Below are 16,350 nucleotides of genomic sequence, written 5' to 3'. Positions count from 1 at the left end.
AAATTAAATAACCTCATTGGATTTTGATAAGAAAATAATTAATATACATCTGAATTCTCATTCGTAAAGCATGTTTTAATCTTCTTAATGCTCTTTCATTTTTGTCTCAATGCTTGTTTTCAAATCAGTTGATACTTGATTGAAATACCCCAAAACGATCTCCCTAATATCATCGGATATAACTTTCAAATCACTAGCTAAGTTTTCAGCGAGATGTTCTTTTTCTATTGGCTGTAACTTCGTATAAAATTCACCAGCTTGTGTAAAGTCATCCTGTTTCGTTATAGAAGCTCTTTCAAGTTTACCTTCAACGTACCTTCCTTCACCGGTTGTAATTTGATTAGCAGGTGTCCAATCTTGCTGCTGGTTAATCGTTAATTTGCGAAATTCTGGACCAATTCTTCTTCTTTGTGAATCACTGTAAATGTTAGCGCGCCCTTGCAGCATTTTATCATCTGATAGTTCTGCACCATCCAGTAAATTAGAAGGAGAGAATGCGACTTTTTCTACTTGTTCCATAAAATTTTCAGGATTTTTATTTAATACCATTTTCCCGACTGGTAGGAGAGGATACGTCTGTTCATCCCATACTTTTGTGTCATCTAAAGGATCATAAGAAAGGTGCGCTTCATCTTTCGGATCCATGAGCTGGACGTATAAACCATACTCCACTGGTTTACCATTTTCAATAGCATCATATAAATCTTTCCCGCTATAATCAGGATTTTCGGCAGCTAGTTTAATTGCTTCTTTACTAGTAATGTACTGTACACCTTCAAACGGGTACCAATGATACTTTACATACTTTCGATTACCTTCCGCATTTCTCCATACATATGTATTAACACTATGTCCTGGAATGTGGCGAAGACTTTTGGCCGTACCATTATTAGAGTATAAACGGACAACAAAATGAATAGATTCAGGTGCTTTAGCGACAAAATTCCAAAATCTATTAGGGTCTATTAAGTTATTTTTAGGTGAAGGTAATAATGCTTGAATCGTTTCAGGGAAACGCATCGGATCACGGACAGAAAAAACAGGAATGTGATTACATAAAAGGTCAAAAATGCCTTCTTTTGTATAAAATTTTGTAGAAAAACCGCGTACATTTCTAGCAGTATCCGGTGTTCCTTTCGTACTAACAGCTAACGAAAATCGCACCATAACAGGAACTTTCTCATTAGAATTTTGTAAAAAACTTAATTTAGTATGTTCAGACATCGAATATATCGTTTGAAAATAACCGAACGCACCAAATCCTTTTACATGAACAGGTCTTTCTAAAATTTTTTCATGAATAAATTCTTGTAACGTCTCGTGAAGTACACTATCTTGCTCTAGAACAGGTCCACGTGAACCAACTGTTTGTGAGTGAAGGGTAGCTTGTTCATTACGTTCGCCTTTTTCATTAAAGTGATTCCCTAGTAAAGATTGCCCCTGTTTATCATAGTTTTCATTCATCGATATAGCCTCCAAATTTATTTCGTCTATTGTTACTAAATATGATTTTATAATCTTGATTATGTATGATATGCAAAGTAGTAACAGACCGCTAGATGAAAAAAACGTGTATGTAGTGGACCTGTTGAAATAGAAGAAATTATGGAAAAATGAATATCGTGAAGAAAATTACTATTAAAATTTTAATCTGAAAAATGAATTTATACATGAGTTTATAGAGAATGAACAGAAATAAACAGGGAAAATAAATAGGAGGAATTTAACATGTCGGATTGGTTTCAATTAGATAAAGAATATATGATGTCTACGTATTGTCGTACGAAGGTTGCGATAGAAAGAGGAGAAAGGTGCAAGCTTTATGATGTAGATGGTAAAGAGTATGTAGACTTATTTTCTGGAGTCGGAGTGAACGTATTAGGGTATAATCATCCGAAAATTGTACAAACGACAATGGAACAAGTTACAAAATCGTTGCATCTGCCGTTTCATTTTTTAAATCCAGTTGCGATTGAATATGCAAAGAAATTAGTGGATTGCTCATTAAAAAACGGAAAGGTCTTTTTTACAAACTCTGGTACGGAAGCGACAGAAACAACTTTGAAATTAATTGATAAATATAGAGCTAATACGAATGAAGAACGTGAAGGAATTGTAGTGCTGAAGAATAGTTTCCATGGGCGTACGTTAGGGGCACTTCATTTTACGAGACAAGAAAGTGTATATCAAAATTTCCCTAAAACATCGATTCCTGTATATGAAGTAGAGCGCGAAAATATAGACCAATTAGAGGAGACTATTATTAAAGAAAAACCAATTGCGATTATGCTAGAGCCTGTTTTAGGAAGTGGAGGAATTTATCCTTTATCAAGTGAATATTTACATGGTGTTCAATATTTATGTGAAAAATATAATGTACTTCTTGTCGTTGATGAAGTTCAAAGTGGTATGGGTAGAACGGGAAAACTATTTGCTTATCAAAATTTTAATATTACACCAGATATTATTCAAATTGGTAAAGGAGCAGGAGGCGGGATACCGCTAGGAGGAATTATTGTAGGCAAAAAGTTATGTGATGTATTTTCACCAGGAGATCACGGGACAACGTTTGCTCATTCATCAATGGGAACGGCTTTAGGGTTAACGGTATTAAACACATTGATTGAAGATGGTTTAATGCACGAAGCGTATGAAACGTCACTATATTTAAATGATAAATTACAAGAAATTCAGAAAGAAAACTCTTATTATATTCAGGAAGTACGTCATGCTGGTATGATGTTTGGAATTAGTTTAAATGATACAAATGAAAATGTGAAGAAATTACAGGTAGAGCTAATGGAAAAAGGGATATTAGTTGACGTAACACAAGGGAATATTATCCGTTTACTTCCTCCATATATAATTACAAAAGAAGAAATTGATACATTTATTACTCAATTTATTACTTGTATGGATAAGGTTGCTACTGTAGTAAGTGCTTAAAAATTAAAAGCTATATTTTATATAAAGTGCACTCTAATTGTTGGGGATAGTTTACAATTGGGGTGCATTTTTTATAGTTGAATTTTGTAAAATATAGTCGTTTGTATATGATAACGGAAAAATAGAAGGAATTTCGTTATATTTGAGTGGTGAAGAAAAGGGAAAGTAAGTATAAAGATAGTAGATAAAGCGGGTGGTTTAAATAACTAATGATAGAACGTTTTGAAAATAATAGCATACGAATATATAAATAATAAGAATGAGGTGATATATTGGAAAATAATGATATTCAATTTACTTCTTTACAAATGAGAACGGATAAATATGGTTGGGCTAGTATTCAATATACAAATAAAAAGCAGGCTATCTTATATACTCGAAACGGAGGAGTAGAATGGGATATTGTCAATCCTCTTAATTCAATTGTATTATTTGGGTATCCAATAAACGCTCGAAGCTCTTGGGCATATGGTTTAACAAAAAAGAATGACGATTTATTGCCAGCTATATTTTATACAGTTAATAGAGGAGAAAGATGGAGTGAGTTTATTTTACCGGTTGAAGAAGATTGGGAGAAATCGACTGATGTTCAAGTACAATTGCATGCTACGAATATGGATAGTATATGGATTGTATTATCTAGAAAGCTTGCATCAAATAAATTTGAACATAATTTATACTATTTGAAAACGAAAGGGAAAGTTTGGAAAGTAATAAAAAATATAAGTATTAGTGATAGTATTTCAGGGATAACATTTATAAACGATCTAATTGGGTTTATTTCACTACAAAAACATTATGAAACATCAACGGTATTTAAAACAATAAATGGTGGGGAAAGTTGGCATCCTATAAAAGATATTCCAAGTCTTGAAGGAATTAATAATGGGACTGCTATGGCTTATAAAGCAATCTATAAAAATAAATTATTAGTAATACCAACTAAAAAGAATGATGATGTATTTTTAATGAATTACTCATTTGATAAGGGGAATTCGTGGCATATTTCAAATAAAACAATAAATACTAGTAAAGTGGCTGTTTCGTTTTTTAGTTCCTATTATGGCTGGGTTATAAATAGTGAAAATGGAAGTGTATATCAAATAATAAAAAAAGGATCAAAATGGATCAAAGTATCAAGTAATCCATTATTAAAAAATGTATTTTGTTTGCATTTTTTTAATCGGCGTAAAGGTTGGGCGTGTAATAAAAAAGAAATATTTACTACAAAAGATCGCGGTATAACATGGAAAAAGGTAGTATATAAAATTAATAATATTGATAAGTTTATTTAAAAGAGTCCTAAAGAAATTAGGACTTTTTTTATTTTTAAATGGTGAGAGTTGTAACAAACAATGATAAGAGAAAAGAGGTAAGTGCAGAACTTATATTTTCAAAAATAGACGGTTGTTTTTACACAGTATAATTCACTTTTGAATATGTTAATAAAGTAGCGAATTCACAGGAAATGGTAATACTTAATATTTTATGTCACATGATGTGTAAAGGGGGCGTGTAATGAAATCGTTAACGGTTATTATTTTGTATAGTGAAAGAGAGCAAATATTAGAAGAGTCAATTCAATCTATATGGAAGCTAAATCCTCTTGAAATTATAATTTTCGTTCCTAACGATAGAAGTAATTTGTATGAAATAGCAAAGAAACATAAATGCCATATTGTTTTGATGGATAAATATAGTACGTATTATGATGGGTATGAAGCTTCTGTAAAGGCAGCAAAAGGAGATGTATTGTTATTTGTAGATAGTAATTTTTTATTATCTTCAAATGAAATGAAGAATTTTATTGAGCCAGTCGTTACAAATCAGGCTGATGTAGTATTAAACAAAATAGATAAATTTATAGAAGTTGATAAATGTCCAAATATGGATATTGTATGGAGAAAAATGTTAAATGAAATTTTAAGTCGACCAGATTTAAAAAGCAATTCAATACTTTCGTTACCATATGCGCTTACGAAGGAAGTAGTGGGAAACATCGGCTTTAATTATATGGAAGATATCGTTCTATCTTATATGAAGATTGTGAATCAGGGGTGGCGGATTAACGATCAATGTGCAATAAGAACGTTATCTAAAGATGAAATGTTCGAAGAAGAAGGGTATTTATTTAAAAAAGAATTATTAGAAAATGAAAAAGAGAAAGTGGAAAAATATTTAATTGGTATATCCAAATGGATAGAGAAAAAGGGAAGAAGAGTAGGTTTTACTGATGCAGGAAAAAGAAGAGATATTATTCAAAGATTAGGTGAAAGCAAGCAGTATCCTTCGTATCATCGAGGCTGGGGAATGCATTCTTCAATTTATAACGGGAAACAACTTTCTGTCATTATACCAGTACAAAATGAAGAAGAGACTATAGAACAAGTAATACTTGAGGCGAGAAAAATAGAACCACTAGAAATAATTGTCGTTGTAAATGGTTCGACAGATCAAACGGCTAATATTGCTAAAAGACTTGGTGTTACTATTATTGAATATAACGAACGACTTGGTCATAATGTTGGACGTGCTATTGGAGCGCTTGAAGCTACAGGAGATATTCTTTTATTTATTGATGGTGATTTTAGTGTTTCAGGAAGTAATTTGCATCATTTTACAAAAGCAGTTTCAGCTGGTGTAGACATAGCATTAAATGATTTGAATCCGATGTTACATCCTCCGTTTTATGTTGTAGACGTCGTAAAATATATGCTTAATTTAGCATATAATCGTCCAGAATTAAGCAATGGCTCATTAGTAGCAATTCCACATGCTATGAGTAGATCATGTTTAGATGCAATAGGCTGGGAAAGCTTACTATGCCCTAGTCTTGCACAAGTAAAAGCTATATTACAAGGGTATAGAGTAGAATGTGTACATTACGTTGATGTTGTAAAACCGAATAGAATTCGTTTAATGGAGAATGTAAGTCACAATGGACATCCTCCGGCAGTATTAAGAATAATTGGTGATCACGTTGAAGCTCTCTCTTACTTAATAGAACATCTTGAAATAGATGGAAAGGGTGATTAAACTGTTAGACCAGTACAAAAAAATTAACATTTCATATGAACAATTATGGCAAATGGATTTTCAAATTACAGAACCATTTATACTCAAGGTTGATTGGGATAAAGTAACGTATGAATTTTTAATTCGTATTAAGCCCGATGCTTCTAACACTATTGTTTTTGGATCCGGAGCAGGTGGGTTTCAAGAACAGCCAATTGGTCCACCTATTTTTCATCGACATTCTTGGATGGATGAATTTGAAGATACTGTTATATATTATAATGACCCTACGTTATATCTTGGGAAATTATCTTTAGGCTGGGGACAGGGAGAGTTAAATAGATTTTATTTACAAGATATAGCAAATATTTTAGAAATAGTATTTGTAAAGTTAAAAGTTGATTCGAAAAATGTGTTGTTTTATGGCAGTTCCGGGGGAGGATTTATGTCTTTAATTTTAGCTGGATTCGTTAAGGGCTCCACAGCTTTAATTAATAATCCTCAAACAAATTTATTAAAATGGATACCTGTACCAATAAATCTAGTTTTCGATTTGTCTTATCCAAATTTATCAAGAGAAGAAATTGAGGAGAAATTTGGCGAAAGAATTAATGTTGTGAAATTTTTTAATCACATTAAATATGTACCGAATATTTATTTTTTACAAAATTTCGCGTGTGAATTTGATGTGCAAAATCATTTACTACCATTTATTTCTGAATTAGAGCAACTTGATAAAGACACGGAAGTAAATCAAATTATAATTGACTTATATTTTGATAAAAAAGCAGGGCATGCAGCTGTAGGGAAGAGTGAAACAATTGAATATATAAAAAAAGTAAAACCTAATCAGACTGTAAAAGAAGAACAAAAAGAAGTGGACCTATCAGTCGTTATAGTTTTAGGAGAAGAAAAATCAAAATTGAATCAAATTTTAAATAAAGTGCAGCATATAAAACCAATAGAAATTATTATTGTAGCTGATGATAGAATGAGTGCGATACAATCTATACCAACATTTGTTGAAAGTAACGTTGTTGTGATTGAGGAGAAAAGTAAACGGAAAGCACCAGTTCATGGGGCAAAAATCGCCAATGGTGATGTAGTCTTATTTTTAGATGGGGAAGATGTTATTTTTTCGGTAGAATTAGAGCGATTTATAGAACCGATACTGAAAAAGGAACAGGATGTAATCTTAAATAACATAGACTCCGTATGTTTTGAAAAGATGAGAGTAGAATGGCCAAGTATTGCTATGGTGTATAGAAAAATAGTAAACGATGTATTGGGGCGTATGGATTTAAAATATGATTCGATGTTATCTATGCCATATGCTATTACTAAAAAAGCAATTGAAGACATTGGATATGATATCTTGCAGAACCCTATTCTGTCCCAAGTCACTCTTATTGAGAAAGGGTGGCGACTACAATCCTCGTCAGCCATCACTAACACCTCCTTGAATAATATGCCCGCAAACGAAACCTCTTTCTATAAAAATGAATTAACTAAATTAGAAGTATATGAGATTAAAGAAAATATAAAAGCTTTGGAGAGTTGGTTACAACGAAAAGATGATAGAGGTAACTATACAGATGGAGGAAGAAAAAGAGAAATTATAGAGCAGTTAAAAAAACAAAAGAATTATTCACGTTTCCATAAAGGATGGGGAATGAATTCATCAATTTATAATGGAAAACAGTTATCAATTATTATACCAGCACAAAATGAAGAATCAACGATTAAAGAAGTTATTCTTGAGGCAAGAAAAATTGAACCGAAAGAAATAATTGTTGTCATTAATGGGTCAACAGATCAGACAGAAGTAATCGCTAAGCAATCAGGGGCAACAGTAATTGTTTATGAAGAAAGATTAGGGCATGATGTAGGACGGGCAATTGGTGCACAAGAAGCCACAGGGGATATACTTCTCTTTATTGATGCTGATTTTGCTATTCCAGCAAAAGATCTTCATCCGTTAACGCAAGCTGTTGCGGATGGTGTTGATATGGTTTTAAATGATTTAAATTTAAATCTTAGATTTCCTCTATATATTGTAAGTTTATATAAATATATGTTGAATATTGCTTGTAACCGTAAAGATTTAGGGGTAGGATCTACAATTGCTGTTCCCCATGCTATTAGTAGAAAATGTTTAGAGGGAATTGGCTGGGACACTCTTCACACAGCGTGTGTTGCACAAGTAAAGGCAATATTAGAAGGGTATAAAGTCGGATGTGTCCATTTTGTAGATGTAATGAAACCAAATCGTATTCGGCCACAAGAGCATTTTGCGACGATAGGACATCCACCAGCTGTATTGAGAATTACTGGGGATCATTTAGAAGGACTTTCATATTTATTGAAGAATAAGGATTTTAAAGATTTATTTTAAAAGGTAAATTTGTCTATTGAATGAGTAACTTAAACATTTCATTTATGCAACTTGACGATATTTAGTATTGCAATGAAACTAAAATCAAAAATTTTTATTATTTTTAGCTCAGGTACAAGTGAAGAGCATGTTTCACTGACTGATAGTAAATGAACAAGTAACTAAAAGGTAAAGGCTTCTTTATATATGAAGAAGCTTTTATCTTTTTTATTTTAAGTATGGAAGGTAAAGGGTAAATAAAGTTGTATTTTTATTTTGGATAAATAGATATTAGATATAAGAAAGAAGGGAATATTTTGTCTTGCATCAATAAAAGTTGTTTTAATATTTCTTTAGAAACTAAAGTCAATCCAAATGGTGGGGCAGAAATATTCGTAAGGTGCAATGATGAATGTTTATCTAATTTTAATGTAATACCGTTTATTATATGTGTTTCTATTTCAGTAAAGGATGATTTGAGTTTTTTAGTTGATTTAGATAGTTTAATAAAACGTTAATTTTCTATGCAGTTAATAATAAAATAACATCTAATTTATAAGACTTAGTAAGAGAGTCGTGTCCGAATTTAATTTACTGCATATATTGTTAAAAGAAAGGAGGGAGAGTTATGGCATGTACTACGAATAATGTTTGTTTAGATGTGTGTCTTAAAATTACAATTACCCCTGGTAGTGGAATTGATGCAGTAGTCGATTGTGGAGGCACATGTGGGACAAGTCCTACTATTGTAATTAGTCCTAGTGGATCAATTGTTATTACTTTACCATTAGTTGCATGTTTCTCAATTGCACTAAAAGATGATTTAAGTGTTGACTCTTCATTAACAAGCCTCTATTTTCAAACTTCTTAAGAAAGATACAGAAATGAAAAGCCTGCCTGCTACTTCTCTTTTGATCTAATGTAAAAATAAAAAAGATGGTTACAACCATCTTTTTTATTTTGCTATATATTTAAAATAAATTCATATATTATTTGGTGGTAAGAATATACAATTAAAAGCATTCAGTGTTTCTTTTTTTGTTCGATGAGGTAAGAAATTGCTTCTATATGATCACCAATGATTTGTTGCGTTGCTAATGAAAGGTAGCCTTCCTGCGAGAAGTGTTTTTCTGGTCGAACTCGATTTATCTTGTCAACGTCGATAGAATGAACATTTTGTACATGCAATCCTGCTAAAATTGTTTTAACTTGACTTAAGGTTGGTGAAAGAAGAGAAGCAAACCCAATTGTATCAATGCATTTTCGACTAAAAGCATGAGGGACAGCAGTTGTGGAGCCCATACCTAAATCTTTTCGATTACATGCTAAATTAACAACATGCTTACATGCAGTTACGATAGTATAAGGAACACGATACATGTAGTAGTGCTCTAATTTATTTAAAGCTAAATCGGTTCCATTTTGAACAGATTGTACAAATGGTAATAAATCAGAACTAGGAATTAAGAAATCACCATCAATAAATAATAATATATCACCTTTTGCAAAATATGCACCAACGGCACGTCCGGTATCAATGCCGAGTGCTTCTTTGTAAGTAATAACTGTTGCACCGCAATTCTTCGCCAATTCCTCTGTTTTATCTGTTGATCCATTAACAATAATGATGATTTCTAAAGGTTTTAATTTCTGCACCTCAAAAATGATAGATTCTATCGTTTTTTCTTCATTTTGAACAGGGATAATGATGGATAATTGTTTATTTCCATAAGTATTTGAATAAAACTCTTTACCTGTAATTATTTTGGATATAGCTCTTTGTTCGCCGTTTTGAAGTTCTAAAATAATATCCCGCCTTCGATTATTATCAGTATGGTTTCCTCTTGAATCTTGTAATATATTTACCCAATTTTCAATTGCTTCTAGGTGATAACGAATGAGTTGTTTTGAGGGGAAGGAGGGAATTTGCGGTATAGAAATTTTAAAATGATTGCTAATGCGAAAATTATTTTTAATAATTTTCATTTGTGCTAATATCGGATTTAATAAACTTTCTGGAGTAATTGCTTCAAGAATTTCCTTTGTTACCGCGTAGGGAGGAAATAATAGTGAGTTAACATGTAAATCTGGACGATGAAAGAAATGATTCGTAACTTGCTGCCAAATCATTTCTATAGTTGGCTTTTGCTTTTGATAAAAAAAATCATCTAAATTGTTTAATACTAAGTCAGCTGATTTATCTAGTAATGGTTGAAGAAATTGTTTAAGTAAGGAAGGGGGGATATTGTAATTTGCATCTAAAAATAAGAGGTACTTACCTTTTGCTTTTTTGGCACCAATTACATAACAATTATTTGATTCTGTCGGTTCTTCTAATGTGATAATTTTACAATTGTAAGATTGTGCAATATCAATGGAATCATCGATACATCCGTTAATAGTAAGGATAATTTCTAAAGGCTGTAGTTGTTCACAGGCTTTCAAAATTTCAGGTAAAACTTTTATGTTATGCTGTATACGAATAATAATAGAAATCGGATTTTTACACATAAGTAGTCTCCTTTTTAATCAGAGGTAGTTATTAATAAGGTTAGATAAAATAGGAGATATATATTTTATTATATACGTAACGACTATTTAGTTTTATCAGACTTAGAATTTTCATTACTTGAATTGAAACCTTTATTTATTCCAGACGCGAGTAAATTATTGAGAACGCTAAGGTCTAATTGCATAGGGATTGAGTTTTCGGATGTAGTTTTCTCATTTTCTTTTTTTGTAGTTAATATAGTCTTTATATTTTTTATTTCTTTATATTGTTTTAAGGTAATGAAAAATCCAGAAATAATGAAGAGAAAAGAAACAGTAGTAAGTAAAAGTATTATTTCCAACATAAAAGAGCCTCCTTTAAAACTATAATAATATTATAGTTAAATGTAATAAAACAGAATTCGAGTTAATGAGTTCACTTTTTAAATATATGCAAATCTTAAGTAAAAGTTACTGATTTCTAAGTTAGAGGAAGCAATTATAAAAACGTTATAAATATAAATAAATGAAAGTTTCATTTGTAGTGTAAAGGTATATATTATATAAGCTAAACGTCATTTTATAACAAGTTAAACAGGGTTTAATTTTATATAAAAAGAGCATTTAATTGGACAAATAATTAATTATGTGAAATAATAATAACAGATAAGGAGACGTTGTTTTTCCTTAAGTGCTTCGAATTAATTTTATTCAATAAGAGAAGGTGTGCTTAAAGAAGTTAAATTAAATAAGGAGCTGTTTTATTATATGCAACAAAATAATGATTTAAATTTTGAACCTCAAGACGTTAATATTGTCAATCCTAAACAAGCCAGGAAAGCAGTAATTGCTACTGGTATAGGGAACGCAATGGAGTGGTTTGACTTCGGATTATACGCGTATTTAGCGGTAATTTTAAGTCAATTATTCTTCTCAGGTGTTGATAATAGTGGATTGCAACTTGTACTTACATTCGGTACATTTGCAGCAGCCTTTCTCGTTCGACCAATCGGAGGTGTATTCTTTGGTAGAATAGGAGATAAGTACGGCCGAAAAATCGTGTTAAGTACTACTATTATTTTAATGGCACTTTCTACATTATTCATCGCATTACTACCAACCTATGAACAAATTGGTGTATGGGCACCAATACTACTTTTAGTTGCCCGAATGATTCAAGGCTTCTCTACAGGCGGCGAATATTCAGGAGCAATGGTTTATATCGCAGAATCTTCTCCAGATAAAAAGCGTGGTATACTCGGTAGTGGTCTTGAAATTGGAACACTCTCAGGTTACATTGCTGCATCGGTAATTGTTACCATTTTGACGTTATTGTTAACAGATGAGCAAATGCTCAGCTGGGGATGGCGTATTCCGTTCTTAATAGCTGCACCAATTGGTTTGGTCGGTTTATACTTACGCCGTCATCTAGATGAATCTCCAATCTTTGAAGAGATGGAAAAAGCACAAGAGGAATCTGAAGACAATGAACAATTTTCATTTATGGATATTATTAAATATCACAAAAAAGACTTCTTATTAAGCACAGTAATTGTCGCCTTCTTTAATATTACAAATTATATGATTCTTTCGTATATTCCTTCTTATCTAACTCAAGTACTTAAAGTCGAAGAAACAACAGGCTTATTAATTATTTCTATTACGATGGCACTTATGATTCCACTAGCACTATATTTCGGTAAATTAAGTGATAAAATTGGTAATAAACGCGTTGTGCAAATTGGTTTACTTGGTTTAACTGTATTTGCAATTCCAGCATTTTTACTAATAGGTAACGGACATATTGCAGCTATATTTGCAGGTATTTTCGTACTAGGTTTCTTCTTAAGTGTATATGAAGGAACATTACCTTCATTATTACCATCACTCTTTTTCACTGATGTACGTTATCGAGCACTTTCGATCTCATTTAATATTTCTGTATCGATATTCGGTGGAACAACACCGCTCGTATGTTCATACTTAGTTCATGCAACTGGTAACCCGCTCGCACCGGCATTTTATTTAGCAGGTGTAAGTATTATTGGATTAGTTGTATTTAGTGTACTATTCGTTACGACTTCAGGGCGTGCGCTAAAAGGTTCATATCCTACAGTAGAAACGAAAAAAGAAGCACACCTAATCGCTAAAGAAGACCCTGAAGAAACACTTTGGTGGCATGAAGAGTCATTAGAAATTGAAGCAGGGAAGAATGCTTCCATTTAAAAAGCAACGTAGAAGTATAAAAAGACTCCTATGAATATAGGAGTCTTTTTGTTACGTTATTTCTTTCGTTTCTTCAAACTTTTCTGATAGGCATAAAGCTTATGAACCTCTTCCTTAAATTCATGCAGAAGTACAATGCTTTTACCATTTGAATAACGCACCGTATTATAAGCATCTATAATAATATCACTTTGAATATTTACATCTTCTTCATCGTTTATTCTTTCTAGCCAAGTTTCAACAGTTTCTCCCCGTTTTCTATTTAAAGGAGAGGTTAACTTACTCTCTAGCTTAAAAATTTCCTTCCGAATTTCGTTATGTGGCGGTTTATTTCGTTTAAAACGATTTTGGCTCATTCCTTCTTTATCAGTAATGATAGTAGATTCGAAGACGTGCATATTTGGTAAACTTAAATGTTTTCGTTTTTTTACTATTTTCCAAACGACGTAAATAGCGATAGCTGTACAGACTATTATTGTAGCGCTATTTATGAGTATTGGATCAAAATCAGGAAATTTTTTTCCGTCTTCAATTTTTGGTTTTAAGAGATGTCCTTTATTTGCCCAAACATCTTCAGTATCTTTTAATTCCGCTGCTTTAATTAATGGCATTAAAGCATAGCCGACGCCTAATGCGACTACTTCCGTTATAAAACCAAAAATAAGTCGAATGAAAGGAAATACTTGAACAATTAATATACTCATTAAGCCAATCGTAATGATAGAAGCAAAACGTAATAGTTGTTGTTTGCGATTTGCCCCGGTTAACCAAAATGTAATCATAAGATGCAAGGCTAACATTAATAGTTTCCACAACGGTGGAAAGGGTGCATAAAATATAGCTGAAACGACAAACCATACAATACCACCTAAAGATTTTTGAACTGGATATCCAGATCCGACCACATGTACGATAAAGAAAAATAGTGGTAATATGATTGTGCCAAAAAGAGAAAAAGGTAAAAATAAAGAGAAAAGAACGATTTGAAGAACTAAAAGTATTACAAATCCTGTTGTTTTTTTCTGCATAAATTTATGAATAAGAAATACTCCAATATAGCCTGTTGTTAAAAATATTGCAATACTAATTAGTTCATCTCTTTCTGTTAATAATGAAAGCAGGAGGAGCAGAATGAAATCATGAATGTGATATAGCCAAGTTTTCAACTGGTTCCACCATCCCTTCACTAGTAATGAGAAACGTTGGCTGCGAGAGAAGAGGGAGTTCATTTCTTTGTAAACCAATGTATATCATTGTAGACGATCGTTCTCTCTTTCTCTTTACATAATGAAGGAATCCTTGTTTCGGAAGTAACGTACTATCATCTGAAATACGGGCTAATTCTTCTAAAGCTTTTGCATATTGTGTTTGTCCTTCATTTAACGGTACATGTAATGCACCGCCTTCTGCTAATACACTAATAAACAATTCAAACGGAATGTGGTGCTTCGTTGTGTACTGGAAAATGTATGTTGCATATGAAATAAGTTCTTCTACATTATCTTTCCAACCAAATCCACGATCGGCAGCTAAAGAAAGACAAATCGTCCAACTATAATTTTTTACAGGTTCATATTGCTTCGCTTGTAATTGTTGCATTTTAGCAGATGCCTTCCAATGAATAGAGCGGAAAGACTCACGCTCATATCGCTTTACACCGATAATAGATGTTTCATCATTGTAAAAAGAAAAATTCGTTCGATAAAATCCATTCAAAAGTTGCTGAAGTTCTTGCAAACCTGCTACTTCTTTAGGAGAAGGATACACAATAATTTCAGTCCTTAATTTATCAAAAACAGGTAAATGTACAGTTAATAGATGAAATGGATCTTTTAATACACATTCAAACTGTTCAATTTGAAACACACCACGCTTCGTTGCGGTTAATGTTAAACCCCATTTTTGTGCCGAATGTGCAGGTTGTGAAAATGGGAAAGAGAATAATGTTTTTGATATTTGTTCAATGCCTTGCTCTTTATGCGGTATAAGGGACGAATTTAAATGAAAGTAACAAACACCATTAACGAGCGGTATGCTGGCTCCATTTTTTAAATGAATAAAAAACTGTCCAGATTCCTCAGGAAAAAGCCGTGTAGTTTGTTTCTCATTTATGATTTGAAACTTCTTCTCTATGAAAGCGACATATTTATAAATAAAAATCGCAAATATATAATAGAAGAAAAAGAGAAACATAAGCATTCGTTGCGGGAAAAAGAATGTGAAAAGTAACGCGATTGGAACGGTTAGTTGAATAATATGGAGTTGAAAAAATAAAGGCACAGTTACAACACGCTGTCCATTCATGCTTGCTCAATCTCCACAGGTACGTCAACTTCTTTTAAAATACTTTTCATAATATCATTTTTTGTCGTACGCAGGGCACCTTCCATTGATAAGACGATACGGTGATTCCAAACAGAAGGAACTAACAATTGTATATCTTCTGGTGTGCAATATTCTCTCCCATGTAAAAAGGCTAAAGCTTGAACAGCACGTACTAAAGCTAATGTGGCACGTGGGCTTACACCGTTAGCGATATAATCATGATTTCTTGTAGCATGAGCAAGTTTAATAATGTAATGTTCTAACGGTTCCGAAACAAATATTTCTTTTACTCGTTTTTGAGATTCTAAAATATCTTCTAATGAGATGACAGATGTGACACTTTCTAATGGTAAATCGTTCCGAAAACGTCGCATCATTTGTAGCTCATCTTCAGGAGTAGGATAACCGATTGAAATCGTCATTAAAAAGCGATCAAGCTGTGCATCTGGAAGAGGGAAAGTCCCTTGTGATTCAATTGGGTTTTGCGTCGCAATAACAAAGAACGGTTTCGGCAGAGGCGTAGATTGTTTTTCGAGCGTCACTTGTCGTTCTTCCATCGCTTCTAACAAACTCGACTGCGTTCTCGGCATTGCACGGTTAATTTCATCTGCCAGCAAAATGTTTGTCATAACTGGTCCAATTCTTAATTCGAATTCGCTTGTTTTTGGGTTGAAGTATTCAATACCTGTTATATCACTTGGAAGTACATCGGGGGTGAATTGAACGCGAGAAAAACTACCACCAATACTTTTGGAAATGGTTTTCGCCAGTAACGTTTTCCCAGTACCAGGCACGTCTTCGAGTAGTGCATGTCCATCAGCAAGAAGTGAAACGAGCAGTAGATCAATAACATTTTCTTTCCCAACAAACACAGATCCGATGTTTTCTTTCAATTTATTTATCATATGTACCATTCCTTTCATTATAAAAGAGCTAATATTTCTATATTTTAACAAATTATTCAGAAAATTTGT

Annotated in this window: 13 protein-coding genes; 7 read left to right on the top strand and 6 right to left on the bottom strand. The window is 32.5% G+C overall.

What is annotated here, in order from left to right; translation table 11 throughout:
* Positions 1–84: 84 nt before the first annotated feature.
* Positions 85–1,464: a catalase gene (locus N2V80_RS14890; protein WP_061655723.1), complete on the bottom strand. Its 1,380-nt coding sequence runs from the start codon at positions 1,462–1,464 to the stop codon at positions 85–87.
* A 264-nt stretch (positions 1,465–1,728) separates the two neighbouring features.
* On the opposite strand from N2V80_RS14890, the gene N2V80_RS14885 reads away from it, so the two are divergent.
* The 6 genes from N2V80_RS14885 (at position 1,729) to N2V80_RS14860 (ending at position 9,206) form a co-directional block, all read left to right on the top strand.
* Positions 1,729–2,946: an aspartate aminotransferase family protein gene (locus N2V80_RS14885; protein ID WP_061655724.1), complete on the top strand. Its 1,218-nt coding sequence runs from the start codon at positions 1,729–1,731 to the stop codon at positions 2,944–2,946.
* Positions 2,947–3,218: 272 nt separating this feature from the next.
* On the top strand, positions 3,219–4,241 hold the full coding sequence (locus N2V80_RS14880) for a hypothetical protein (RefSeq protein ID WP_000429612.1): 1,023 nt from the start codon (positions 3,219–3,221) through the stop codon (positions 4,239–4,241).
* A gap of 223 nt (positions 4,242–4,464) precedes the next feature.
* Positions 4,465–5,982, top strand: a complete 1,518-nt coding sequence (locus N2V80_RS14875) for a glycosyltransferase family 2 protein (RefSeq protein ID WP_000839300.1) — start codon at positions 4,465–4,467, stop codon at positions 5,980–5,982.
* Between the two features lie 52 nt (positions 5,983–6,034).
* A complete protein-coding gene (locus N2V80_RS14870) occupies positions 6,035–8,356 on the top strand; it encodes a glycosyltransferase family 2 protein (RefSeq protein WP_135238842.1) in 2,322 nt (773 codons plus the stop codon).
* 296 nt (positions 8,357–8,652) lie between these two features.
* Complete coding sequence (locus N2V80_RS14865) at positions 8,653–8,853, top strand: hypothetical protein (protein WP_002103272.1); 201 nt, start codon at positions 8,653–8,655, stop codon at positions 8,851–8,853.
* A gap of 110 nt (positions 8,854–8,963) precedes the next feature.
* Positions 8,964–9,206, top strand: coding sequence for a hypothetical protein (locus N2V80_RS14860; RefSeq protein WP_000752474.1), 243 nt, complete (start codon positions 8,964–8,966; stop codon positions 9,204–9,206).
* Positions 9,207–9,358: 152 nt separating this feature from the next.
* On the opposite strand, the gene N2V80_RS14855 is transcribed toward N2V80_RS14860, so the two are convergent.
* Together N2V80_RS14855 and N2V80_RS14850 are read right to left on the bottom strand one after the other, a co-directional pair.
* On the bottom strand, positions 9,359–10,846 hold the full coding sequence (locus N2V80_RS14855) for a glycosyltransferase family 2 protein (protein ID WP_080450974.1): 1,488 nt from the start codon (positions 10,844–10,846) through the stop codon (positions 9,359–9,361).
* Between the two features lie 83 nt (positions 10,847–10,929).
* Entirely contained in the window at positions 10,930–11,190 is a 261-nt protein-coding gene (locus tag N2V80_RS14850; RefSeq protein ID WP_061655725.1) for a hypothetical protein, read from the bottom strand.
* A gap of 403 nt (positions 11,191–11,593) precedes the next feature.
* On the opposite strand from N2V80_RS14850, the gene N2V80_RS14845 reads away from it, so the two are divergent.
* The gene (locus tag N2V80_RS14845) at positions 11,594–13,051 is read left to right on the top strand and encodes an MFS transporter (protein ID WP_001186925.1); all 1,458 of its coding nucleotides are present in this window, start codon (positions 11,594–11,596) and stop codon (positions 13,049–13,051) included.
* A 56-nt stretch (positions 13,052–13,107) separates the two neighbouring features.
* On the opposite strand, the gene N2V80_RS14840 is transcribed toward N2V80_RS14845, so the two are convergent.
* Genes N2V80_RS14840 through N2V80_RS14830 form a run of 3 tightly spaced genes read right to left on the bottom strand, consistent with a single transcriptional unit; the run spans position 13,108 to position 16,281 of the window.
* Positions 13,108–14,217 (bottom strand): DUF4018 domain-containing protein, encoded by a 1,110-nt coding sequence (locus N2V80_RS14840; RefSeq protein ID WP_061655975.1) that lies wholly within the window; start codon positions 14,215–14,217, stop codon positions 13,108–13,110.
* Positions 14,189–15,355 (bottom strand): DUF58 domain-containing protein, encoded by a 1,167-nt coding sequence (locus tag N2V80_RS14835; protein WP_001014390.1) that lies wholly within the window; start codon positions 15,353–15,355, stop codon positions 14,189–14,191. The genes N2V80_RS14840 and N2V80_RS14835 overlap by 29 nt, the downstream gene beginning before the upstream one ends.
* Positions 15,352–16,281: an AAA family ATPase gene (locus N2V80_RS14830; RefSeq protein ID WP_000608776.1), complete on the bottom strand. Its 930-nt coding sequence runs from the start codon at positions 16,279–16,281 to the stop codon at positions 15,352–15,354. The genes N2V80_RS14835 and N2V80_RS14830 overlap by 4 nt, the downstream gene beginning before the upstream one ends.
* Positions 16,282–16,350 lie beyond the last annotated feature (69 nt).

This window comes from Bacillus sp. FSL W8-0640, assembly GCF_038007725.1.
Taxonomy (GTDB): Bacteria; Bacillota; Bacilli; order Bacillales; family Bacillaceae_G; genus Bacillus_A; species Bacillus_A cereus.
Note: the sequence above shows the minus strand (reverse complement) of the source record. Positions and strands in the feature narration are given on the sequence as shown.

Bases quoted from the DNA above. Each gene is read 5' to 3' on its own strand.
- N2V80_RS14860 (WP_000752474.1), top strand. From the start codon at position 8,964: ATGGCATGTACTACGAATAATGTTTGTTTAGATGTGTGTCTTAAAATT.
- N2V80_RS14890 (WP_061655723.1), bottom strand. From the start codon at position 1,464: ATGAATGAAAACTATGATAAACAGGGGCAATCTTTACTAGGGAATCAC.
- N2V80_RS14830 (WP_000608776.1), bottom strand. From the start codon at position 16,281: ATGATAAATAAATTGAAAGAAAACATCGGATCTGTGTTTGTTGGGAAA.
- N2V80_RS14855 (WP_080450974.1), bottom strand. From the start codon at position 10,846: ATGTGTAAAAATCCGATTTCTATTATTATTCGTATACAGCATAACATA.
- N2V80_RS14845 (WP_001186925.1), top strand. From the start codon at position 11,594: ATGCAACAAAATAATGATTTAAATTTTGAACCTCAAGACGTTAATATT.
- N2V80_RS14875 (WP_000839300.1), top strand. From the start codon at position 4,465: ATGAAATCGTTAACGGTTATTATTTTGTATAGTGAAAGAGAGCAAATA.
- N2V80_RS14850 (WP_061655725.1), bottom strand. From the start codon at position 11,190: ATGTTGGAAATAATACTTTTACTTACTACTGTTTCTTTTCTCTTCATT.
- N2V80_RS14870 (WP_135238842.1), top strand. From the start codon at position 6,035: ATGGATTTTCAAATTACAGAACCATTTATACTCAAGGTTGATTGGGAT.
- N2V80_RS14835 (WP_001014390.1), bottom strand. From the start codon at position 15,355: ATGAATGGACAGCGTGTTGTAACTGTGCCTTTATTTTTTCAACTCCAT.
- N2V80_RS14885 (WP_061655724.1), top strand. From the start codon at position 1,729: ATGTCGGATTGGTTTCAATTAGATAAAGAATATATGATGTCTACGTAT.